Genomic DNA, 24,495 nt, shown 5'->3' on the forward strand with positions numbered 1-24,495 from the left:
AATAGGGCACATTTCAAGGAATCATCAAGTGTGTGTAATTTCACTTTTAGTAGTATATCATACCTTTTTAAATTTGACAATATTTTTCTTGAAGATATATAACTAATTTAAAAAAATTCAAATTTATTTATTTAATTTTTTTAATTTTAATATCATATCAACTTCTCTTATACTTCTATTTAACTTTTTTGCAATTTCAATGTTTCTAAATCCATCATATTTTAGTTTTTGAACTTCATTTACTAAATCTATGTCTTCCCAATTCTTGAAATCATTATTTTTAATTACTTCGTTTGACAAATTATTATCGGTTAAAACTTTATCAACAACCTGTATTTTACCTATATTTTCAAGTTTTATGTAATCATGAATTTCTTTTATTTTTTCTTCTAAATCAAATATCATCTGTTCAAATTCATCAATTTTTTGCTCAAAATACTTAGTATAATCTAAAATTTCAGAATTCCTATATTCAACTTCATTAAAATATTCAAATTTTTTTTCATTTTTTATCCAAACAATCAAAGACAATATAATTAACACAATACCTAAACATATTAGTAATATTGAAGTCATATTACAACCCCTTATCAAATTCTAACATCAAATCTACTACCTAAATAATTCTTTTTAATGTCATTATCTTTATTATCTTCATTTTTTCTTTTTTTACTTTTATTATTAAAATCTTGATTTTTTTTATTTCTATCATTATCCATTTTTGATTTGTAAGTTTCTTTAGATTTATTAATAGTTTTTTGTTCTTTCTCTATATTCTTCTTATTTTCAAGTATTTCATTATATAAATTAGTAAATGCTTTATTATTTTCAGACTGCTGAATCTTAGAGAGCATCTGCGTTTTTGAAATTGCTAACCTTAAATCAGCAGTATTAATTTTCATAAATATCCTCCTAATTATTTTTCAAACGAAGTAATTCTTATTTCTCCATCAACATTCATAAAGGTACATGGTCCAAGTCTCTCTCTTACAAACATAACACTGTTACCAATCGCAATCTTAACACCTGGGAATATTTCTTTTTCTACTTTAACTTTACCATTAGTCTGTAATTTAATTTTTTCTTCAATATTAATCAACTGTTCTTTTAAAGTTTCTAATTCATTAGTCAAAACTTGTCTGCTATCTATTATTTTTACAAGTAATTCCTTTTTTTCATCAGGTAAACTATTGTTTTTCACTAATCTAGTAAATACTTTTATCGTTTTATCAACCTTTTCTATATTTAACCTTATTTCATTTATTCTATTTTTTAATTCTGTATGTTTTTGTTTTAATTCTGGATCTATTCCTACCTCTAATACCGTTATAGTTCCCATCTGAGAACCTATCGTTTTTGCTCTAATTTCATTCTTTGCTTTACAAACTCCACCAACAATTAAACCTTTTTTACCATTTACTTCTATATTATTGCCAGAAATTACTTTACTATGCATTATTGCTTCTGCATGTATATCTAAATTAGCATAGATATTACTATTTTCAATAAATTTGGTATAAATATTACCCTTAGATATTAGTTTCCCTTTATGATAGCCTTGTATACCTCTTTTAACTATGATATTACCATTGCTTTCAACAATAGCTCCTTCAACTACTCCATTTATCTCAATATCACTCATTGCCTTAACACAAAATCCTGTAATAACATTTCCTTTTATCTTTACCGTACCGTTAAAATAAATATTACCCGTTGCATTATCTACATTTCCAATAATTTCATATACTTCATAAACAACAATTTTTTCATCTTGGTATATAACTTGTCCATCTTTCAATGCGTAAGCTGAGTTTCCATCATCAGATAAAACTACATTTTTACCTGCTTTCAAAATTTTTTCTTTGCCTTTAATAGAAGGTATGATTTCACCAGTTACTGCAACACCATTTTCACCAGTTGTAGCAGGAATTCTTTCTGCTAACAACTGACCTTTTTTAACATTATTTATTATATTTAAATTTCTATAATCCACACTGCCATCTTTTAAAATCTTTGGTTTATGTTTATTTTCAATATTAAAATGCCATACGATATAACCATCTTTCCCTTGCACTGGCTTTTTACCTTTAGCAATGCAAATTTTTTTGTTATAAACTTTATTTTCAAAAATTTCTCTTAGTTTTTCATAATTCAGCCCATATTTTATTATTTCTTTTACTTTATTTACAAATTCATCAAACTCAATATTTTTACCTCCATCAGGTGGTAACAAAGTTACATAACCATACATTTTATCTTTCGAAATATCAATTAAAACTTCTTCATTAATCAATATTTCTTCTTGTTTTGGTGCAAATCGAACAAATCCACTTTTTGATCCATTTATTACATCAACAATTATATCTAAATCATATTCTTTTATCTGCTTTCTATTAATCCTTTCTAAAACATCAGATAAACTAATTGCATTTCTTGCCATATTATTTATGCAAATGTAAACACCATCTTCTAAAAACTTAAATTCAAAATCCTTATCAGTTCTAAAAACCATTTACTCACCACCTGATCAACTTAATATTCCTATATGTTTTAACTTACTTTTGATTGAAGTCAGAGCTTTGCTATGCAATTGTGAAATCCGTGATTGAGAAACACCTAAGATCTCACTTATCTCTTTATAAGTTAGTTCATCATAGTAATAAAGTGATATAACTAATTTTTCTTTTTCTGGCAATTTATCAATAGTTTCTCTAATTATAGATTTTATTTCTTTTTTTTCAAATTGTCCTTCTGGAGTATCATAGCTATCTCTAAATACTATATCATTTCCTGAAGCAAAAATATCTTCTAGTGAAACAATATTATAGATCGAAATTTCTTTAAACAATTCTTCCACTTCTTTTTGATCAATATTTAACTTCTTAGCAACATCTTTATATGTAACTGTTCTTCCTAAATTATTCTCTAATTCTCTAACAACTTCTTCTAGTGCTTTAGCTTTTTTTCTTAAAGATCTAGGAATCCAATCTAATTTTCTTAAATTATCTATTATTGCACCTCTTATTCTAATCTGTGCATATGTCTCAAATTTTAATCCCCTATTAATGTCAAACTTCTCTATAGCATCTATTAAACCGAATACTCCGTAACTCAATAAATCATCAAACTCTATATTACCGTTATAATAATTGTATAGCCTTCCAGCCACAATTTTAACTAAATACACGTATTCTTCAATCAATTTTTGTTTAAATTCAATATTATTGGTAGATTTGTACCTATCCCAAATTTCTTCAATGGTCATATTAAAATCCTCCTGTAAACAGGTTGCTATAATTGTGTTATGTCAACTGTGGTCAAGGCTGCTATTAAATATATTTACATCCTCTACCAATTGTTCTTACCATTAAAGTACCATCCTCACAGTTTAATTCAATAGTTCTACCATAATTTCCTCCTGTATCCTCAGCTACTATTGGAATACCATATTCTTTTAATTTCTTTTTTGATGCTATCACATTTCTGTCACCTATTCTTAGCATCTCATTTTGAGTACTGAATTTAAACATCTGTGAACCGCCAGCTAACTTAGCTACAATATTATTTTTATTCGCTCCAATTTTTATCATTTTATCAATTAATATTTCAATCGCAGTATCTGCAAACTTTGCCTTATTCGAATTATTTTTTATATCTAGACTAGACGGTAACATTATATGAGCTAAACCGCCAATTTTATTTATTCTATCATATAGAGCAATACCTACACATGAACCTAACCCTAAAGTTGTGATTATGCAAGGTGATTTAGAAACTGCTAAATCTGCCATGCCTACTTTTACTACTTTCATATTTCAACTACTCCTAATTTTTTTAGCATTGTTTCAAAAGAATCTAATTCTGGTATTAAAAATAAATTTCCAGTTACCAAGTTATTACCTTCTTTAAATTGAGTTTCGATAAATAAAACTTTATCACTGATATATCCAAACTGTATAGCAGGTACACTTAGAATAGCTCCGGCCATATCAATCGCTATTGATGGAACTGAGATCTTCAAAACCATATTAGAAAGCATACTCAAAGAATTAATATAAGAAGCAGCTAATATATTACCAACTTCAGATAAAGCCGACATATCCATATCTGTAAATTCTCTACTTTCATTATTGTTTTTAAAAAGTAAATTTAGTAAACAGCGTGCAGAATCTATATCCAAAATAAACATAATATTGCCCTTTATGTCTCCATTCATCTCAAAATAAATACCAGCAACTGGTTTCTCTGCTCCACCTAGTACATTTGCTACTTCATCAAAGTCTAAAATTTTTACTTGGGGTACATTCATATCTATCTTCTTATTTATTATACTTGATAATGCAGTTGCTGCATTACCAGAACCTATGTTACCTATTTCTTTTAATACATCCAGTAACATAATATTTAAATTATTTATATCCATTATTAACACCTCTAAATATTTGTAATATTGTCTATAAAACTTTTTTCAGATTTAGAAGCATAATTAAATTTCCGTCTTTTTTTCCTATACCTTTAATAAATTCAACCGTATTTGTCTCTCCTATCGTAGGAGGATTATCCACTTCATTATCATTCAAATGAATTACTTCTGAAGAGGAATCAACTATCAACCCAATTACAAAATCTTTTATTGAAACAATTATAACTCTAGTCTCATTATTATAATCCGTTATTGATAACCCAAATCTTTCTCTTAAATCAATAACTGGAATAACTTCCCCACGTAAATTTATAACTCCTTTAACATAAGGTTTTGTATTTGGCACCCTTGTTATATTTGTAATCTTCTCAATTGTTTTAACATACTCAATTTCAATTCCATAACTTTCATTTTCTAATTTAAACAAAACATATTGATTTGTATTTACACTTTCTATAGAATTCAAAGTCTCACCTCCTACTTAAAATAAAGAATTTATATCAAGTATAAGAGATATGCTACCATCTCCTAAAATTGTCGCTCCTGCTATATACCTAGTTCCAGATAAATATTTTCCTAATGACTTTATTACTATCTCTTGTTGCCCTATAAGCTTGTCTACAATCAGCCCAGCCTCTTTATCTCCTTTTTTTGCAATAACTGTAATTAATTCTTCGTTTTTATCTATTTTATCTGTCTTTTCAATTCCTAAGACTTGACCTAATCTGATTATTGGTAATGTTTTATTCCTAAATAGAACTACTTCATGATTCTGTACCTTTCTAATAGTTTGACTCTTAATAGTTGTAATTTCCTTTATAGAACTTAAAGGTAATGCATAAATTTCATCTTGTAGTTTTATTAACAACGCTTGAATTATTGCTAATGTTAGCGGTATTCTTATTGTAAATTTAGTACCTTTCCCTTTTGCAGTTTCAACTTCAATATTACCACCTATGGATTCAATTTTATTTTTGACTACGTCTAAACCAACACCCCTACCCGAAACATCTGATATTTGTTCAGCTGTACTAAAGCCAGCTTTAAAAAGCAAAGAAATTATCTCTTCTTTAGACATATTATGTGCTATTTCTTCGGTTATTAGTTTTTTATCTACCGCTTTTCGTTTAACTTTTTCCAAATCAATACCTTTACCATCATCTTCAACTTCTATAACTACATTATTACCGTCAGGATAAGCTCTTAAATATAAAGAGCCAAATTCCTTCTTGCCAATTTTTAATCTTTCTTTTGGACTTTCTATTCCATGATCTATTGAATTTCGAATTAAATGTATTAAAGGGTCCCCTATCTCATCAATTACAGTTCTATCTACTTCTGTTTCTTCACCAGACATAATTAGTTTAATATCTTTCCCTAACTCTTTTGATAAATCCCGTACCATTCTAGGAAATCTGTTAAAAACTCTATCTATGGGTACCATCCTTACTTTCATAACTGCATCATGTATACTAGTAGTAATTCTTTCTAAATATTCAATTGCTTCATTCATGTTATGATTTTCAGAACGACCACCAACTTCTTCCATCCTTGTTTTAATAATAATTAGTTCACTTACAAGATTCATCAAATTATCAAGTCTATCAATATCAACTCTAACAGTTTTTCCTACTATATTATTTTTCTTTTTAGTTTTTTTCTCTGTTCTTTTTTGAATTTTATTATGTATATTATTAGTCTCATCTATAATCTTGTCATTACTCATGCTATTCATATTCTCAAGTTTTCTCATTTCAATCATTTCAATATCATTTATCTTATTAAGTTCATCTAAAATAGTATTTTTATCATTTTTACTTAAAATGGTTATCGAAAAACTTAAATCAAAATTTTCATCTTCTATATCTTCAACTGAAGGTTTTGAATAAATTATTTCTCCATATTTCTCCAATGTATTAAATACAATAAATGCTCTTGCAGCTTTTAACATGCAATCTTCTCTTAATGTTATATCAATCGTATAAGCATTTAATCCCTTTTCCTGTGCCTTTTTTACAATATTAATAGCATATTGACTAAGATTTTTTAAATTATCAGCTTGCTCTGTTTTTATGCTAGTTTCGGATCGACATCCTTCATTATTATTCAAAACAGAATTTAATTTAATAATTAAATCTCTATTATCTTGTTCGCCTTCTTCACCTTCAGTAGCTATAATATTAATATATTCTTCGAGAGCATCAAAACACTTAAATAATAAATCAATAATATCTGTATTAATAGCTAATCTATCATTTCTTATTGCATCTAGTAAATTTTCCATCTCATGTGTCAAATTTGCTATTTTGTTAAATCCCATTGTCCCAGACATACCTTTTAAAGTGTGTGCTACTCTGAATATTTCATTAATCAGCTCTTTATCATCTGGATTTTTTTCTAAACTTAATAAACTCCCATTTAAATTATGTAAATGTTCTTTAGATTCGTCTATAAATATATCAAGATATTGACTAATATCCAATTATAACACCCCCAATTTGTTTAAAATTTCATTTGGAATTGACTCTAAAGATAATACTTTACTTATGCCCCCAATATTTATTGCAGCCTTTGGCATTCCATAAACAACACAACTTTTCTCATCTTGTGCAATAGTAAAACCATTATTTTCTTTAATATGCTTTATACCCTGACTCCCATCAGACCCCATTCCAGTTAATATTACACCTATTTTTTTTAGATATTTAATTTTCGCAACTGATTCCATTAAAACATCTACAGATGGTCTATGTCCTGAAACAGGTTTTTCTTTATTTAATCTTATATAAACTTTATTAACGCCTACTTCATCTAATGTCATATGGTAACCACCTGGAGCAATATAACAATGTCCTCTTCTTACAAGCTCTCCATCTTCACCTTCCTTTACTACAATATGTGACATAGAGTTTAATCTATTAGCTAGCGATTTAGTGAAACCCTGTGGCATATGCTGCACAACAACTAAAGCTGCATTGATTTCATTTGGTAAAGCCGGTATTATTGCCTGAAGTGCTCTTGGCCCACCAGTAGAAGTTCCTAAAGCAACTATATAATCCATTTTCTCTTCTTTATTAGTTATAGCTATAGAATTATTTTTTGAAACTATATGATTGTCTATTACAGTATTTAGTAACACAGCATTTGCAGCTACCTTAACCTTCTTTATAATTTCTTCTTTTTTTTCTTGACTTCCTACCTTAAAAATATTAGTTGGCTTTGTAATAAAATCAACAGCTCCATATTCTAAAGCTCTCAAAGTTGCTTCAGCTCCCTGGCTAGTCAAACTGCTGAGCATTACAACTGGTTTTCTAAATTTTTTCATAATCTCTCTTAATGCTTCAATACCATCCATAACTGGCATTTCAATATCTAATGTAATAACATCTGGATTTAAATAAGATACTTTGTCTAAAGCATCTTTACCATTCTTAGCAGTTCCTATCACTTCAATTATTTCATCACTAGATAAAATATCACTTATTATTTTACGCATAAATGCTGAATCATCTACAACTAGAACCTTTATCATTTAGATCAGTCCTTTTTTTCTTAATCTTCTTTGTTGTTCAAAAATATATTTAATCAATCGTTCTCTATCTTCATCTTCAATTTCAATAAATTTTATTCCTAAAGAAAATTTAAAATTATTATTTTCTATCTCGTGAACTCTTACAACAGTTCCTAAAGCAATTATACTAAAATCTGATATTGAAACTTGTAATTTTATCAAATCTCCTACAGAATGTTTAAAATTACATAATACTCTTATACCACCACCACTGATATCCTTCACTATACAATTTTCAACTACTTCTTTCTCATTATCATCAAGTTTTAAATTATATTTTTTTTGTACATCTAATTTTACTGATAGTCTATAATAATTCCTTTCTTGTAATTTCGTAATACAACTTATTTTCTCGATTTTTAATTTATATATTTTTTTATATTCACGTTCAATAATTCTAGCTTTAAATATAAACCTTCCTTTATCTTCTCGAAAATATGTAATCTCAATTAAACTTCCAACATGTAACGGTATTAATGCACTTTTTTGTATAGGACCGCTTATTATGTAAATATTTTCATCAATAATATCGAGTATTTGGCTTGCATACTTATTATTTGTTTTCGTATTGGTTTCTCTAATTTCTATTTTATCACCTATAACCGGGTTTTCACTTAACGTCTTCTTTTTGTGCATTAAATATGGTCCTCCTTTTGAGACAAATCTTTTATCTGTAAGATTTAAATTTTTGAAATATTCAATAAAATCATTATTTATTATAAATCAAAAAATAATTTTTAAATTTTTCAATGAATTTTTTAAAATCGTTGTTATTAGCGTTTTCTTTTCCGACAATCTTTAAAGCAATAGTATTTATCCTTTTAACAAAAGAAGAATTTGGATGTGATATAGTTATTGGTTGTTGAAGCTTTACAGATTCTATTAGTAATTTACTATTTTGTATATACCCTAAATTAATAAGCTCAAAATTTAGAAATCTTTTAGTAACTCTATTCAACTTTTCATATGCTTCTTTAGCCTCATAATAATTATCAACCTGATTTACTACTAAGTTAATTTTATTATAATTGCAACTAGACACTATTAACATTTTAATTAATGCATAAGCATCTGTTAAAGAAGTGGGCTCAGGAGTAGTAACTAATATAACTTCATTAGCGGCTTCAATAAAACTTAATACAGTTCTCGATATGCCTGCTCCAGTATCAATTAATATAAAATCCGCAATTTCAGACAATTTTTCAAGCTGACTAGTCAATTCATACAATTCTTTTTCTTTAATATCAATTAACTCCTCTAATGCCGATCCTCCAGCTATAATTTTTAATCCACAAGGACCTTCCGTTATAATTTCTAAAATATCCTTTTTCCCTTTTATAACATCAGCTATAGTATATTTAGGCATAATTCCTAAAGCTATATCAACATTTGCCAACCCTATATCTGCATCAAAAATAATTGTTCTATAACCAAGTTTGTTTAATGAGATTGCTAAATTAATAGTGAAATTAGTTTTACCAACTCCACCTTTACCACTAGTTATAGCTAAAACTCTAGTTTTATTATTGGTTTTATTCTCTATTGTTGCTTTATTCGCTTTATATTTATTTACCATTTGTCTCAATCTATACGCTTGGTCTCTCATATTGTAACTCTCCAATCAAGTATTTACTTAATTTGTTTACATCAGCAATCTCAATATCATCAGGAACATTTTGACCGGTAGTGAAATAAGACAATGGTTTGTTTGAATAATATCTAGTATTTAAAATAATTCCCAAATTATCAACTTCATCTAACTTAGTAAAAATAATTTTATATTCTGGGATATTTTTATGTTTATCAATAATAGATTTAATAGTATCCATACTAGATGTTGCACTCAACACCAAATAAACTTCCTTGTTATTAACAGAACTGATTAATTTTCTAATTTCTTCAATTTTTTCATTATCTTTATGATTCCTTCCAGCAGTATCTATTAAAATAATCTCTTTATCTTCTAATTTCGACATAACTTTATAAATATCCTCTATGTCGTAAATATTATTTACTGGAATATTCAGTATCTCTCCATAAGTTTTTATCTGTTCTACAGCACCTATTCTGTATGTATCTGCATTAATAATTCCAACTTTTAAATTCTCATATAAACATATTTTAGAAGCAATCTTGGCTAAAGTAGTAGTCTTCCCTACACCAGTTGGACCAATAAAAAATATAGTTTTATTCGATTTTGACAAATCTATAGGCTCAGGATTTCCTAAATATTCAATCAAATGATATCTAATTATATCTCTAATGGATTTATCATCTTTATCTTCAATATTAAACCTTTGGTCAATTTTTTTTAATATTTCATTAGCTATATATTCTTCTACTCCTCTTTCAATAAGAATATGTTTATATACTATTAGTTTTTCTGAAAAATTACTCTTTTCTTTTTTGTCGGTACTCATAATCATATCTTCCATTAGCTGTCTTAATTTTTTAATTTCTTTATTAAGTTCTTTCTGTACATTATTTGTTTCATCATCAAATGACTTGATATTATTATTTACACCCTTACTTTTATTGGTTTGATTTACCATAACATTCTTCACATCATAGTTTTCATCTACTGCAGCTACTACTTCAATTAAAGGTTTTTTAAAAAAGCCAAAAAAACCTGTTTGCTTTATTTTTCTTATATGAAGTATAACTGCCTCTGTCCCTAATTCCCTTTTAACTTTATCCATAGCTTCCTTATTTGTTCTACCAATATATCGTTTTATTTTCATTATAATGTCACCATCCCTAATGACTGAACTTCAACTGTAGGTTCTATCTCATTATAAGACAGTACTACTAGATCTTTTATTAATTGTTCAGTCAATCTCTTAAAGTATATTCTAACTATAGGAGCTGTTAAAACTATTGGTTGTTCTCCTATTGAAGATACTTTTTCTATATTTTTCGACAAACTTTGAAGAATCCTCTGAACTTTGACTGGCTCTAAAGCTAAGTATGAACCTGTTTCTGATTTATTTATAGAATCCATTATTAATTGTTCTAGCTCACCTTCTAATGTAATCACTTTTATTTTATTGTTTTGTACATACTTTTTTGTTATATATCTTGATAATCTCTGTCTCACATATTCAGTTAATAAATCTGTATCTCGCGTAACCGTTCCATAATCTGCAAGAGCTTCTAAAATAGAAACCATATTTCTAATTGAAATTTGCTCTTTTAATAAATTGGCAAGAACTTTCTGTATCTCACCTATAGAAAGAATATTTGGTATAAGCTCTTCTACTAAAGCAGGATATTCTTCTTTTATATTATCTATTAAAACTTTAACTGCTTGTCTATCAAGTAACTCATGAGCATATTTTCTGATTATTTCAGTCAAATGAGTTGCTATAATAGATGGCGGATCTACTACAGTATAACCTAATATTTCTGCTCTTTCTCTCTCTTCTTCGGTTATCCATTTAGCTGGCAAGCCAAATGCAGGTTCTATAGTATCTATTCCAGATAACTCTTCCTGAGCCGTTCCTGGATTCATAGCTAAATAGTGATCAAATAATAACACTCCTTTTGAAACTTCTACACCTTTTATTTTAATTACATATTCATTCGGATTTAGTTGTATATTATCTCTTAATCTGACTATAGGAACTATAATACCAAGTTCTAGTGCAATTTGTCTCCTAATTAGTACAATTCTATCAAGTAAATCTCCACCTTGATTCACATCAGCTAAAGGTATAATTGCATAACCGAATTCCAGTTCTATATCATCTACTTTTAATAATGACATTACATTTTCTTGTTTCTTCACTTCTTCCACTTCTACTTCTTCTGCCATTTCTTTTTCTTCTTCAACACTTTTTTTAATACTTATTTGCATATTGTAGCCTGAATAGAAGAATATACTTGATAAAAATATATAAGGCAAAGACGGTAATGGAGTAGCAACACCTAATAAAAATAGAACACTTCCAATAATATACATGATTTTAGGATGGTTATTAAAGAGCTGTTTAATAACATCTTGTCCAAGATTCGATTCTGAAGCAGCTCTAGTTACAACTATACCAGTAGCAGTTGATATAATAAGAGCTGGTATTTGACTAACCAAGCCATCTCCTACCGTTAATAATGTGTATTTATGAAGTGCTTCTATAAATGTTAAATTTTTAGTTAAAATTCCTATAATAAAACCTGCACAAATGTTTATTATAGTAATAATAATACTAGCTATTGCATCTCCTTTAACAAACTTACTAGCACCATCCATTGCTCCATAAAAATCAGCTTCTTTTTGTATTTCGCTTCTTCTTTTTTTAGCTTCCTGCTCAGTAATCAGTCCTGAATTTAAGTCTGCATCTATAGCCATCTGCTTTCCTGGCATAGCATCAAGAGTAAATCTGGCAGCTACTTCTGCTACTCTTTCAGCTCCTTTTGTAATTACTATGAATTGTATTATAACAATTATTAAAAATATGATAAAACCTACTATAGGATTTCCCTTGATTACAAAGTTCCCAAAAGTCTCTATAACACTTCCTGCATCTCCATCTGTTAGAATATATCTTGTTGTTGATATATTCAAAGAAAGTCTATAAAGCGTAGTAATTAATAATAAAGACGGAAAAACTGAAAACTGTAAAACTTCTTCAGTGTACATTGCAATCAGAAGAATTAATAATGCAAAAGATATATTTAGAGTTAAAAGTATATCTAAAGCACCTTTAGGAACAGGTATAATAATTATCAAAATTATTGCAATGATAGATATTGCTACTATAATATCTCCAAATTTCATAATTGTCCTCCTAACTTATTAACCCTTCTTAAGGCTATAAACATATGCAAGTATTTCAGCTACTGCTTGATAAAGTTCTTCTGGAATCACCTGTCCTATTTCAACATTATTGTATAAATGTCTTGCTAGCCATTTGTTTTCAACAATTGGTATAGAAGATTCTCGTGCCACCTTTTTAATATTTTCAGCAATTATATCTTTGCCTTTAGCAATTATATATGGTGCATCATATTTTTCTTTATCATATTTCATAGCAATTGCATAATGTGTTGGGTTAGTGATAATAACATCTGCTTTAGGTACATCCTGCATCATTCTGCGCATAGATATTTGGCGTTGTTTCTCTTTTATTTTTGATTTAATATTAGGATCGCCCTCTGTTTGTTTATATTCTTCCTTAATTTCTTGTTTTGACATTCTTAGATTTTTTTCATATTCCCACCACTGATATGCATAATCTAACACAGACAACACAAACAAAACCAATCCTATTCTAATAGCAATTTCAAATGATGTTTTAGCTATATAAAATACAATATTAGATATATTTTTTTTTGATAATTGTATAATAATACCAATTTGTCTCAAAATATAAAAATACACAATATAGCTAATTAATATTATCTTTAAGAAAGATTTTACTAATTCAACAAGCGCTCTTTTTGAAAATAAACGTTTAAAACCTTCTATAGGATTTATTCTACTAAATTTAATTTGTAAAGTTTTTGTTGTAAATAAAAAACCTACTTGAAAATAATTAATAATTAATGCAAATATAAAAGCAGCTCCTAATATTGGTGCAACAATTTCAATTGTTTTAAAAATCATATATTTTAATAGTAAAATAATCTCTTTTTTCGAGTAAAAATCATCATAAATTAAATATTCACTATAAACATAGCTTATATGTCCTTTTAAACTATTGAACATATAATTGCTAAAAATTCTCAAAGACAAAAATATAAATAACAACAACAATGCCGAAGTTAATTCTCTACTCTGTAGTACTTGTCCTTTTTCTCTTGCTTCTTTTCTTCGTTTTGGAGTAGGTTTTTCTGTTTTCTCCCCACCTGCAAATAACTGCAAATTTATACTATTCAGCATTTATGATCATTCCTTATTCTACTTTAAAAAAGAATATACTCGAAAAATTCGCTCATATAAATTACATATAAAAGCAATAATAAAAGGTATAGTTAGTATCAAAGTAATAATTCCTACTGCAATCCTTAGAGGCATTCCTACTACAAAAACATTCATTTGTGGCATAGTTCGCGCTAATATCCCTAACATAATATTAGTTATAAATATAGTAGCCAATATAGGGCTACTAAGTTTGAAAGCTATAACAAATATATTACTAGTAATTGTAAGTATTTCTTTATAAACAGTCGTTTTGACAACATAACTTCCTAAAGGAACTATTGTAAACGAATCTAATAAAGTTTTTATTAATACATGATGCCCATCAACAACTAAAAAAGTTAATAAAGCTAAAATGTAATAAAAGTTCCCCGTTATGGGCACTTGTATATTACTGTTAGGATCTAGCACATTAACCATACTAAAACCTAATTGCATATCTACTAACTTTCCAGCTAAATATAACGAAGAGAAAAATAAATACATTATGAATCCGATAAATATACCTAAAAATAATTCTCTTAATATATAAATTATAAAAAGATAAACATCTAAATGTGTTTGATTGAAATCAATCATACTAATTATTATCAATGTAAGAAAAAAAGTAAAAACTATTTTGAATATTGTAGGTATATTCCTCCTACTGAATATTGGAGTGATAATAAAAATCCCACTTAGTCTAATAAATGTTAGCAAAAACACTATGTATTTATTTATAATAAATTGTATAATATCTATCATAAAATTCACCATTTAAATTATTTTATAAATGTATTCATATTTTCAAAAAGTTTGTTAGTAAAATCCAAAATAAGACTTAATAGCCAAGGCGAAAATATTAAAAATGAAATCATCACAGCTATTATTTTAGGAACAAAAGCTAATGTAGCTTCCTGTATCTGTGTTGTTGCTTGAAATATACTAACAGCTAACCCTATTAATAAACCAAAAATTAGCATTGGAGAAGATAGCATTAAAACCATCTTCATCGCATCTTGAGCTAAACTTATAATATCCCCTTGGCTCATGTATATCACTCCTATTAATTAAAGCTTAATAATAACTGTTTAATAACCAGATTCCATCCATCTACCATAATAAAAAGTAGTATTTTAAATGGTAAAGATATCATAACCGGTGGTAGCATCATCATACCCATTGACATTAACGTACTTGCAACCACCATATCAATTACTAAAAATGGTATAAATAATATAAATCCCATTTGAAATGCTGTCTTTAATTCACTTATCATAAAAGCAGGTATTAATACTCTTGTTGGTATATCCTCTAATTTCAAGTCGTTTGTTTGTTTAATGCCTGATGCTTTAATAAACAAAACTAAGTCTTTCCCTCTTGTTTGTTTAAACATAAATTCACGAATTGGTTCTAATGCATTATTAAAAGCTTCTTCTTGGCTAATCTCTCCATTTAAAAAAGGTTGAATAGCTTGTTCATTAATTTGCTCTATAGTTGGGCTCATAATAAAAAATGTTAAGAATAACGCTAAACCAATTAAAACTTGGTTTGGTGGCGTCTGTTGTATTGCTAAAGCATTACGCATAAATGAAAGTACAATAATGATTCTAGTAAAGCTTGTAACCATTATTAAAATAGAAGGGGCCAAGGTTAATATAGTTAGCAAAATTAATATTTGTATACTTATAACATAGTCATTTGGGTCATTTGTATCTTTCAAAGATACTGTTTTCCCAAATAAAGAAACCTCAGGTGCCCCATATGCAATAGAATTAAAAAGTAATATTAATACAGTTGCTATTATAACAACTTTTAATATCTTAGTCATATTATTCATCCTATTCACTTATAGTTCATAATAATATCATTAATCCTTAGATTTGTTTTTAAAATCATTTTTCATAAAAAATTTCTCTAAATATTTATTAAAACTAGACTTATTAGTTATACTATCATTAAATTCTAATAATTCAATATTATCCAATTCGTCAATTAAAGTTATACTATTGTTATTATAGGCTAATACATAGTATTTATCGTATATTTCTAATATTAAAATTTTAATACCACTTATATTTAAGACATCAATAATCTTAATTCTGTGTTTTCTCCCTACTGAATTTAATTTAAAATTCAATATTTTACTCAGAAATAATATAGCTGAAATAATTAGAATAAAACCGAAAATGAAACTAATCAAGTTAATAAAAGAATAACCATTGTTACTATCAGTATAACTGGAGCTAAAAGCATACTCATTAATAAACAGAAAACCAAAAAAACAAAATATTTTTAAATAAATATCCTTCATTTTTAACCTAACACTTTTTTTACAGCTTCTAGAACTCTATCTGCTTGAAATGGCTTCACTATGAAATCTCTAGCCCCAGCCTGAATTGATTCAATAACCATAGCTTGTTGTCCCATAGCTGAACACATTATTATCTTTGCATTTTCATCAATCTTTTTAATTTCCTTTACAGCTTGAATTCCATCTACTTCTGGCATTGTAATATCCATTATTACTAAATCTGGTTTAAGCTCTTTATATTTCTCAATAGCTCTAGCTCCATTATCTGCTTCACCTATAACTTCATATCCGTTCTTATTTAAAATATCCTTAATCATCATTCTCATAAAAGCAGCATCATCAACAATAAGTATTCCTTTACCCATATTAATTCCTCCTTATATTATTTCTTTTTAAATTTTACTTATTCTTTTTGACGGACTTACAACATCTGTTATTCTAACACCAAAATTATCATCAATTACTACAACTTCACCTTTTGCAATAAATTTACCATTTGCATATATCTCTAAAGGTTCTCCAACTAGCTTGTCCAGTTCTATAACTGTTCCAGGACCAAATTCTAAAATTTCACTAATCTTTTTAGTTGTTCTACCTAATTCAACAGTAATTTCTACAGGTATTTCCTGTATCAAATCAATGCTTTCATTATATTCTATTTTTTTGTTGTCATCAAAGGACTGAAATTCTGCTTTTTTCACATTAACAGGTTCTTGTTTCTTAATTTCTTTGTTATTCACATTATAGCTTAAGTTTTCTATACTATTCATAGATATAGAGTCATTATCAGATTTTGGCTTCTCATCTTCTTTCTGATTAGTTAAATCTATATTATTATTTGCATTATCAAAATCAGATCCTTGCCCTAATAGCCTACTTACCATATTCTTTGCAAAATCAATTGGTAAAAGCTGCATTATTTCACTATCGATCAAATCTCCAATAACCATTCTAAAAGATATCTTAACAATATTTTTATTCTTAAATATATCTAAATCTATATTATCTTCATTCAATTTTATTAAAAAAGCTCTAGGGGGCTCAATATCAATGACTGTAGAAAACATCTCTGATAGTGAAGTACTTGACGAGCCAACCATTTGATTCATTGCTTCACTTATAGCACTTAAATCCATCTCATTTAACTCTCTATCTGTATTTGTACCATCACCACCCATCATAAGGTCTGTAATAACTTTTACATCGTCTGTTTTTAATATTAACAGATTTGAGCCTTCAAGTCCTAATTTATATTTTACATCTACAGCTACAAATGGTACTACATATTTTTTTGAAAGCTCTTCTGTATTAGTTATTTCTACTTTAGGTGTTGTAATAGTAACCTTTTTACCAAGTAAAGTATATAAAGTTGTCGCTGCTGTTCCCATGCTAATATTTCCTATTTCTCCAAGTGCATCCTTTTCTATTTCACTTAATTGTTCTTTCATCGCAACTACTTCATTGTTGTTATCTACTAGCTCTCCTCTTAGTAAAGCATCTATTTCCTCTTGTGAAAGCATATTATTCGTCATCTATATCTTCACCATCCTTTTTGACTCTGGTAATCTTAACAGCCATTTTATTATTTTTAGTTCCAGGTACCCCGTAGAACTTCGTTTTTGAACCCACTTTAATATCTAATTCGCTATTTCTCGTTTTATTAAGCTTTATAACATCACCTACTCGTAAATCCAATAAATCTTTAACTGTAATCATAGTACTACCTATTTCTGCTATCAAAGGTACCTTTACTTTTTTTATTCTCTTTTCAACGATCTCCATTTCGGTTGAATCAATATCTTTATTGTTTGTTGAATACCAAAGCTTAGTGCTTAATTTGTTTAAAATAGGTTCTATTGTCAAATGCGGAATACATATATTTGCCATTCCTTCAGTTTCACCTATTTTTATGTTCAATGTTATTAATACTATTGTTTCACTAGGAGAAACTATCTGTATAAATTGTGAATTAGTTTCTATTTTCTCCAAAGATGGTTTCAATTCTAATATATTTTCCCAAGCTTGCGTTATTATATCTCTAATTCGATAAAAAACTTGCTTCAATAATACTAACTCTATTTCAGTAAAACTACGATTCAAATCAATATTACTACCATTTCCACCTAATAGCCTATCTATAACAGCATATGCAATATTGGGAGAAATATCTAAAATAACTTGTCCCGATAATGGATTAAAATTGATGATTGAAAGAAAAGCAGGATTTGAAATTGCATTACTAAACTCACTAAAAACATATTGATCAATAGTTAAAACTTCTACATTTACAGATGCTCTTAAATAACCTGATAAAAATGTTTGTAATAATCTAGCTAACTTATCATGAATAATGCCCAATGTCCTCATCTGGTCTTTGGCTATTTTTTGTGGATTTCTAAAATCATATTTTTTTATTTTCTTTTCTTTTGCTTCTTCTTTTATTTCTTTAACATCAACTTCTCCAGAAGTTAAAGCCTTGAGTAGGGCATCTATTTCACTCTGTGAAAGAACTTCAGACAATAGTTATACCTCCCTACTGTACAATTAATTCTTTAAAATAGATATTTGTTATATCTTCAGTATTGAATAATTCTGCTAATTTTGCTGTGATTTCTTTCTGAAGCAAAACTTGTCCATCACTACCTTCTAACTCTTTTTCTGTTTTGCTTCTAATAATCTCATTAATCTGATTATTTATTAGGAATTTCTTTTTCTCTAAAATGCTTAATAACTCTTTATCCGTTACTTCTATAGTAATATCAACTTTGACGATACTGCTACTATCCTTTACATTACTATACATCTGACCTATATCAAAGTAAAATTTTTCTTTTGGTTTATTAGCATCTGCCTTACTTTTAACGTATAAAAAAGAGAAAATAGCTACTAAAACTAATGAAACTGTTAATACTATAACAGCTATAATTAAAATCTTCTTACTATTCATATTTACAACCCCTTTTATTAATCTGGCTCCCATTTTGCATAAGATGATTTTAAAATTACAATATCAACCCTTCTATTTTTTGCTTTGTTTTCAGGAGTATCATTAGGAGCTACAGGCCGATAATAAGCATATCCAGCTGAAGAAATTCTATTACCTTCTATGCCTTTCTCTTCCATTAAAAATCTTAAAACATTAGTAGCCCTAATAGCAGATAATTCCCAATTTGATGGAAATTTAGATGTTCTTATCGGGTCTGTATCCGTATGTCCTTCTATTTTTATATGTTTGGATTTAAATTCTTTTCTATTAAGTATATCCCCTATGTATCTTAAAATTTCTTTTGCTTTTGGTTTTATCTCTGCTTTCCCAGAATCAAAGAAGACATTATCTAAAACTCTAATAATTAAACCTCTTTCTTCAATTTTAGCTATTACTTTAGTCTCTAACCCCTTTTCTTTTGCATATTCTTCAATTAGAACTTTTAATTTGCGAAAATCCTCAATCTCTTTTCTTTCATTTGTAGATTTATCTTGAGGTAAATTACCAGTATTCACAAAAGGTACATCTTGAATTGTCTTCCCACCTTTCAAAACCCCTAGTGACCCCTGGAATGACTTCATAATAGCTTCAAATTTCTGTACATTAATTTCGGAAAAAGAAAATAATAACACAAAGAAACAAAGAAGTAATGTAACCAAATCACCATATGTAGTCATCCATTCAGGAGCACCTTTTTTTTCCTGGCTTTTTCGTTTCTTCTTCATTATGCTTCCTCACCTTCAGTTTCTTTTTCCATAGCTTTTCTCATTTCAGGTGGCAAGAAGGTTTTCAATTTTTCTTCTATAATCCTAGGATTTTCACCTGCTTGAATTGATAAAAGCCCCTCAACAATTAATTCTTTTATAAGTATTTCCTCACGACTTCTACCTTTAAGTTTATTAGCAAGTGGAATAAAAATTAAATTAGCAAATAAAGAACCATAAAAAGTTGTGATCAAAGCTACAGACATATTCGGCCCTACACTAGCAGGATCATTTAAATTTTTAAGCAAATTAATAAGTCCAATTAACGTACCTATCATACCAAATGCAGGAGCATAACTACCCATAGCCTCAAAAACACTTTGTCCTTCTGCGTGTCTTTCCTCAGTAAAAGACAGTTCTGTTTCTAATATATTGCGAACAAGCTCTGGATCAGTACCGTCAACTATTAGAACAATTCCTTTTTTCAAAAACATATCTTCTATATTTTCTGCTGCTTCTTCTAATGCAAGAAGTCCTTCTCTTCTAGCTATATTAGCTAATTTAATTATTTCATTTATTATCTCTATTGGTAAAACATTTTTTGTCATAAATGCATTTTTTACAACTTTTAACGTTTTAAATACTTTAGACAGAGGATAGCTAATAAAAGTAGCAGCTATAGTTCCTCCAAGAACAATAACTAAAGAAGGAGCATCAATAAAAGTTTTTATACTACCTGATAGTGAAATTCCCCATACAATAAATACGATACCTGCTATAAAACCAATGGCAGTTGCTAAATCCAATAGTTACACCTCATTTCCTATGTTTAATAAGCTTTTGTAAATTTCTCTTTTATAATTTATAACTTTATCTATTACTTCTTCTACTGTTTCTTTTACAACAATTTTTTTACCATTAGTTAATGTTACTATTGTATCAGGTGTTGCTTCAATAAATTCGATTAAATCACTATTTAACACAAATTCTTTACCATTTATCCTTTTCAATATTACCATATAATCATCTCCATCTACAAGTACTATTAGGGTAGAAAGCTACCCTAATAGTTACCTTTTCATATTAACTAGTTCTTGTAGCATTTCATCAGTTGTAGTTATAACTCTTGAATTCGCTTGGAAACCTCTTTGTGTTGTAATCATTTCTGTAAACTCCATTGATAAATCAACATTTGACATTTCTAGAGCTCCTGGATTTATTGAACCAAAACCACTTGAACTAGGTTTTCCAATTTGAGGTTCACCTGAGTTTGGTGTGCTTTCAAAAAAGTTACTACCTACTTTTTGTAATCCCATAGGATTATCAAATTTCGCTAACGCTAATTGTCCTAATGGCTTCTTTTCACCATTCGTAAAGCTTCCAGTAATGACTCCTGAAGCATCAACAGCAAAACCAGTTAAAGAGCCCGCACTTTTACCATACTGTCCATTCTGATCTGGAACATCGAATCCTTTTACGTCATTTTCATTCGCAAACTGTGTGATTTTGGAAAAATCTACTACTAGTTTACTATTTCCACTGTCTGAACCAAAATATGTTGGCATTCCTGTAAAAGTTATTTCAAAAGTTTTTGTTGCACTATTTAAAAATCCACTGCTATCAAAAGTTAACTTTTGTGTTGAACTTGTTGGTGCTGGATTAACTGCATTACCTGTAGCTAAATCTATTACATTAACAACATCTAAATCCCATTCATTAGCATTTGTAGCTTTCGTAAATTTAAAATTAACCTTATATGAATTACCTAAGCTGTCTTTTACTATTGTATCTGTTAAAAATTCATCATTAGCCTGCATTCTGGAATCTAAATTTCCTATAAATTCAATTGTGGTAGATGCGCTTGGTGGTGCTGTTTCTGAGCGATTAATTTTAATAGGAGCATATTCACCGCTCTCGTTTATCCCTAGTACTTTAAACCCATCAGGCGTTACTAAATAGCCCTCTTTATCTAAAACAAAATTGCCTGCTCTTGTATAATAAATATTTTCATATTTAGGATCATCAGTAACCATAAAAAACCCTTCTCCGTCAATCATCAAATCAGTTGGATTATCCGTTCTTTGTGACGCTCCTTTTGAAAAAATTGTATTAATAGATCCTATCTTTAATCCCAAACCTATTTGCTGTGGATTTGTACCTCCTCTTCCACCTTGAGGAGCTCCAGCACCCTTTACAACTTGACTGAAAACTTCTTGAAAAGTAACTTGTGACCTTTTATAACCTATTGTATTTACATTCGCTATATTATTACCAATTACATCCATTTTTAATTGGTGAACTCTTAATCCAGATACACCTGAATACATCGATCTCATCATAATTAAAACCTCCTCTGTTCTTCATTATGCCTTCTGTCAGTCAGGCATAAATAGCTTCCTAAATAGGTCCAGCTATATAATCACAGCCCCATCAATATTTGTAAACACATTCTCTTTTAGCTGTTCTTGAGCTACAGTTGTAATAACAGTTCTATTTCGGATACTTATTATAAAAGCTGTATTATTTAAAAGAATTAAAGCTTCTTTAACACCTTTACTCTCTGCTTTATCAACTGCATATTCTATGTTTTTCAAATCTTCTTTGTTAAGCTTTATATTTCTTAGCTGCATTCGCTCAACTGCATGTTTTGAAAATTTTAATGCACTACCTTTTTTTTCAATCCTTCTCAATATATCATCAAAACTGCAGTTTTGATTTGCATTTATTCCTTTTTTTATATAACCACTAGAATTGATCCTGGTTTTTTTTATTATATTTTCATAAGAAACATTCATCTATATCACTCCAAATTTGTTTCAATAGAATTTAAAACTGCCTTAATTTCCAATAATTTTTCAGCATTTTCTTTTTTGAAACCATCAACTAAATTTTTAATTTCTTTCTGATAACTATTAAAATTTTTAATTTCTTTTAATATATTTTCTTGAGACTTTTGTAAGTTTTCATCTAAAGTCTGTATTTTCTCTAACGTACTAAATTGAGCCATTTGCGAAATGAATTCTTTATCATCCATAGGGTTTAATGGATCTTGATTTTTTAACTGTGTTACTAATAACTTTAAAAAAGAATCTTTACCTAAAGTACTATTGTCTATATTATTTTTAGACGGCTTTGAATTATCTTTTGTAAAGCTATAGAAATTTTGAGTGTTTACCTCATTAATACTCATAAAATCATCACCCCTATGCTTTTAAATCAATACTGCTATCCATAAAACTATTTAACACTTCATTACTATATAAAAATTCTTCCTCAACACCTTGATTTGCTAATCTACTTACCTTTTGTTTCATGAAATAATTTCTGTTATATCTAGATTGTGAATTGTAATTATCAAAATTCGCACTTTGTCCTATGTCTACACTAAATTCATAAATCTCCAATCCCTGTTCTTTAAGATTGTCCTTTAAAACATCTAAATTTGCTTCTATTACTTGTTTTACTTGGTAGTTTTCTACAGTAATTCGGGCTAAGACTAAATTATCTTTTGTTGTAATATTTAGAAACAAATTACCTAAAATCTCTGGTTTTAACTTAATTCTTACCTCTGGATTTATTTTTTTATTATTTAAACTCAATTTTTCAATAATCTGCTTCATCAACATATTTTTATCCAGATTCTGTAATAAAGTTCTCTCATTAGTCAAGTTGTTTTCGTAGTTGTTTAAAATATTTTCTTTAGCATTATTAATTTTTTCAATTAAACTGTTTGTTTGATTATTAACTGTTAAAATTCTTACGTTTTTGCCAACTACAAGTTTATCTTCTTTTACTTCATCTTCTTTTAAATCTACTTTAGCAATTGAATTATAATGTTCATTCTTTATACTATTTACTAATCTTATTTCTCTTACCTCTCTTTTTTGTTTATTTTCACTTGCTTCTTTATATATATTAGGCTTTTTTATATTGTCTTTCTTGTCTGCGAACTCTTCAATTAACTTAAAATCTTCATTAAGCTCATTTTGATTTAACAATTCATTTACTAAATAATTTAATTTACTAAATAATTCACTAAGTTCCTTATCCATTTTTATTCCTTTATTTTCTTCGTACGATTGTAGTTTAGTTATTATTAAACCTGTTAAGTTTATAATATCTTTTTCTAATTTTAGGTCTAAAACATTCTCTTCTTTAATATTTTCAAGCTGAATCAATAAACTGTTAAAATCGTTATTTAATTTAGGGCTTTTATCATCTGATAATATCTTTTTAATATCATCTATTATCTCTTCAATATTTTCCAACATAAAACTTATATCATTTCTCTCATCAACAAATTCAATATTTTCTTTTTCCTCATGATTAATAGATTTGCTTTTTGGTCTTTGTTCACTTTCATTACCTTTTCTTTTCAAATTAATCTTTTCGTTTTTTTGTTCTTTATCTTTACTGTAGTTTCTAGTTGAATCGACTTTCCTGTCATCAACTCCTTTGCTCTCGTTATTATTCAACTTATCACTTAATATATTTTCAAAAAAGTTATTCTTTGATTTCGGTTTTAAATTGCGCTTTATATCTACTTCAATATTAGCACTAATAAAATCTGCTGCAACAATATTGCTCATTAACTCACCTCC

Annotated in this window: 29 protein-coding genes; all 29 read right to left on the reverse strand. The window is 28.0% G+C overall.

Annotation, left to right across the window (positions count from 1 at the left end; all coding sequences use genetic code 11):
* Window positions 1–123: 123 nt before the first annotated feature.
* The 29 genes from TR13x_RS02300 to TR13x_RS02440 all read right to left on the reverse strand — a co-directional run bounded on the left by TR13x_RS02300 (window position 124) and on the right by TR13x_RS02440 (window position 24,483).
* A complete protein-coding gene (locus TR13x_RS02300; RefSeq protein WP_054870259.1) occupies window positions 124–576 on the reverse strand; it encodes a hypothetical protein in 453 nt (150 codons plus the stop codon).
* A gap of 14 nt (window positions 577–590) precedes the next feature.
* On the reverse strand, window positions 591–902 hold the full coding sequence (locus tag TR13x_RS02305) for a hypothetical protein (RefSeq protein ID WP_054870260.1): 312 nt from the start codon (window positions 900–902) through the stop codon (window positions 591–593).
* Window positions 903–916: 14 nt separating this feature from the next.
* Window positions 917–2,512 (reverse strand): DUF342 domain-containing protein, encoded by a 1,596-nt coding sequence (locus TR13x_RS02310; protein ID WP_054870261.1) that lies wholly within the window; start codon window positions 2,510–2,512, stop codon window positions 917–919.
* Between the two features lie 15 nt (window positions 2,513–2,527).
* Entirely contained in the window at window positions 2,528–3,265 is a 738-nt protein-coding gene (locus TR13x_RS02315) for a sigma-70 family RNA polymerase sigma factor (RefSeq protein ID WP_054870262.1), read from the reverse strand.
* Window positions 3,266–3,329: 64 nt separating this feature from the next.
* A complete protein-coding gene (locus tag TR13x_RS02320; protein ID WP_054870263.1) occupies window positions 3,330–3,812 on the reverse strand; it encodes a chemotaxis protein CheD in 483 nt (160 codons plus the stop codon).
* Window positions 3,809–4,423 (reverse strand): chemotaxis protein CheC, encoded by a 615-nt coding sequence (locus TR13x_RS02325; protein ID WP_054870264.1) that lies wholly within the window; start codon window positions 4,421–4,423, stop codon window positions 3,809–3,811. Before TR13x_RS02325 ends, TR13x_RS02320 begins: the two co-directional genes overlap by 4 nt.
* Before the next feature lie 31 nt (window positions 4,424–4,454).
* Entirely contained in the window at window positions 4,455–4,889 is a 435-nt protein-coding gene (locus TR13x_RS02330) for a chemotaxis protein CheW (RefSeq protein WP_054870265.1), read from the reverse strand.
* A gap of 15 nt (window positions 4,890–4,904) precedes the next feature.
* A complete protein-coding gene (locus TR13x_RS02335) occupies window positions 4,905–6,905 on the reverse strand; it encodes a chemotaxis protein CheA (protein WP_054870266.1) in 2,001 nt (666 codons plus the stop codon).
* Window positions 6,906–7,955 carry a chemotaxis response regulator protein-glutamate methylesterase gene (locus TR13x_RS02340; protein WP_054870267.1) on the reverse strand — a complete coding sequence of 350 codons (1,050 nt, stop codon included), beginning with the start codon at window positions 7,953–7,955 and terminating at the stop codon, window positions 6,906–6,908.
* Window positions 7,956–8,630 (reverse strand): flagellar brake protein, encoded by a 675-nt coding sequence (locus TR13x_RS02345; protein ID WP_054870268.1) that lies wholly within the window; start codon window positions 8,628–8,630, stop codon window positions 7,956–7,958.
* 73 nt (window positions 8,631–8,703) lie between these two features.
* Window positions 8,704–9,600 (reverse strand): MinD/ParA family protein, encoded by an 897-nt coding sequence (locus TR13x_RS02350; RefSeq protein ID WP_054870269.1) that lies wholly within the window; start codon window positions 9,598–9,600, stop codon window positions 8,704–8,706.
* Window positions 9,581–10,735, reverse strand: coding sequence for a flagellar biosynthesis protein FlhF (gene flhF, locus TR13x_RS02355; protein WP_054870270.1), 1,155 nt, complete (start codon window positions 10,733–10,735; stop codon window positions 9,581–9,583). The genes TR13x_RS02350 and flhF overlap by 20 nt, the downstream gene beginning before the upstream one ends.
* Window positions 10,735–12,768: a flagellar biosynthesis protein FlhA gene (flhA, locus tag TR13x_RS02360; RefSeq protein ID WP_054870271.1), complete on the reverse strand. Its 2,034-nt coding sequence runs from the start codon at window positions 12,766–12,768 to the stop codon at window positions 10,735–10,737. Before flhA ends, flhF begins: the two co-directional genes overlap by 1 nt.
* An 18-nt stretch (window positions 12,769–12,786) precedes the next feature.
* Window positions 12,787–13,872: a flagellar biosynthesis protein FlhB gene (gene flhB / locus TR13x_RS02365; RefSeq protein ID WP_054870272.1), complete on the reverse strand. Its 1,086-nt coding sequence runs from the start codon at window positions 13,870–13,872 to the stop codon at window positions 12,787–12,789.
* Window positions 13,873–13,890: 18 nt separating this feature from the next.
* Window positions 13,891–14,655, reverse strand: coding sequence for a flagellar biosynthetic protein FliR (gene fliR / locus TR13x_RS02370; protein ID WP_054870273.1), 765 nt, complete (start codon window positions 14,653–14,655; stop codon window positions 13,891–13,893).
* A gap of 17 nt (window positions 14,656–14,672) precedes the next feature.
* A complete protein-coding gene (gene fliQ / locus TR13x_RS02375) occupies window positions 14,673–14,942 on the reverse strand; it encodes a flagellar biosynthesis protein FliQ (protein WP_054870274.1) in 270 nt (89 codons plus the stop codon).
* 14 nt (window positions 14,943–14,956) lie between these two features.
* Window positions 14,957–15,721, reverse strand: a complete 765-nt coding sequence (gene fliP / locus TR13x_RS02380) for a flagellar type III secretion system pore protein FliP (RefSeq protein ID WP_054870275.1) — start codon at window positions 15,719–15,721, stop codon at window positions 14,957–14,959.
* A 39-nt stretch (window positions 15,722–15,760) separates the two neighbouring features.
* Window positions 15,761–16,030 (reverse strand): flagellar biosynthetic protein FliO, encoded by a 270-nt coding sequence (locus tag TR13x_RS11015; protein ID WP_152912094.1) that lies wholly within the window; start codon window positions 16,028–16,030, stop codon window positions 15,761–15,763.
* 176 nt (window positions 16,031–16,206) lie between these two features.
* Window positions 16,207–16,569, reverse strand: a complete 363-nt coding sequence (locus TR13x_RS02390; RefSeq protein WP_054870277.1) for a response regulator — start codon at window positions 16,567–16,569, stop codon at window positions 16,207–16,209.
* A 27-nt stretch (window positions 16,570–16,596) separates the two neighbouring features.
* The gene (gene fliY, locus TR13x_RS02395) at window positions 16,597–17,736 is read right to left on the reverse strand and encodes a flagellar motor switch phosphatase FliY (RefSeq protein ID WP_054870278.1); all 1,140 of its coding nucleotides are present in this window, start codon (window positions 17,734–17,736) and stop codon (window positions 16,597–16,599) included.
* Window positions 17,726–18,724: a flagellar motor switch protein FliM gene (fliM, locus tag TR13x_RS02400; RefSeq protein ID WP_054870279.1), complete on the reverse strand. Its 999-nt coding sequence runs from the start codon at window positions 18,722–18,724 to the stop codon at window positions 17,726–17,728. The genes fliY and fliM overlap by 11 nt, the downstream gene beginning before the upstream one ends.
* A 13-nt stretch (window positions 18,725–18,737) precedes the next feature.
* Complete coding sequence (fliL, locus tag TR13x_RS02405; protein WP_054870280.1) at window positions 18,738–19,151, reverse strand: flagellar basal body-associated protein FliL; 414 nt, start codon at window positions 19,149–19,151, stop codon at window positions 18,738–18,740.
* A gap of 17 nt (window positions 19,152–19,168) precedes the next feature.
* Complete coding sequence (locus TR13x_RS02410; protein WP_054870281.1) at window positions 19,169–19,915, reverse strand: flagellar motor protein MotB; 747 nt, start codon at window positions 19,913–19,915, stop codon at window positions 19,169–19,171.
* Complete coding sequence (locus tag TR13x_RS02415; protein WP_054870282.1) at window positions 19,915–20,700, reverse strand: flagellar motor protein; 786 nt, start codon at window positions 20,698–20,700, stop codon at window positions 19,915–19,917. The genes TR13x_RS02410 and TR13x_RS02415 overlap by 1 nt, the downstream gene beginning before the upstream one ends.
* A gap of 3 nt (window positions 20,701–20,703) precedes the next feature.
* Window positions 20,704–20,913 (reverse strand): flagellar FlbD family protein, encoded by a 210-nt coding sequence (locus tag TR13x_RS02420; RefSeq protein ID WP_054870283.1) that lies wholly within the window; start codon window positions 20,911–20,913, stop codon window positions 20,704–20,706.
* 51 nt (window positions 20,914–20,964) lie between these two features.
* Complete coding sequence (locus TR13x_RS02425) at window positions 20,965–22,233, reverse strand: flagellar hook protein FlgE (RefSeq protein WP_054870284.1); 1,269 nt, start codon at window positions 22,231–22,233, stop codon at window positions 20,965–20,967.
* Window positions 22,234–22,305: 72 nt separating this feature from the next.
* Entirely contained in the window at window positions 22,306–22,689 is a 384-nt protein-coding gene (locus TR13x_RS02430; RefSeq protein WP_054870285.1) for a TIGR02530 family flagellar biosynthesis protein, read from the reverse strand.
* 5 nt (window positions 22,690–22,694) lie between these two features.
* A complete protein-coding gene (locus TR13x_RS02435; RefSeq protein WP_054870286.1) occupies window positions 22,695–23,084 on the reverse strand; it encodes a flagellar hook assembly protein FlgD in 390 nt (129 codons plus the stop codon).
* Between the two features lie 13 nt (window positions 23,085–23,097).
* Complete coding sequence (locus TR13x_RS02440; RefSeq protein WP_054870287.1) at window positions 23,098–24,483, reverse strand: flagellar hook-length control protein FliK; 1,386 nt, start codon at window positions 24,481–24,483, stop codon at window positions 23,098–23,100.
* Between the last annotated feature and the right edge of the window lie 12 nt (window positions 24,484–24,495).

Source organism: Caloranaerobacter sp. TR13, from assembly GCF_001316435.1.
Lineage (GTDB): Bacteria > Bacillota > Clostridia > Tissierellales > Thermohalobacteraceae > Caloranaerobacter.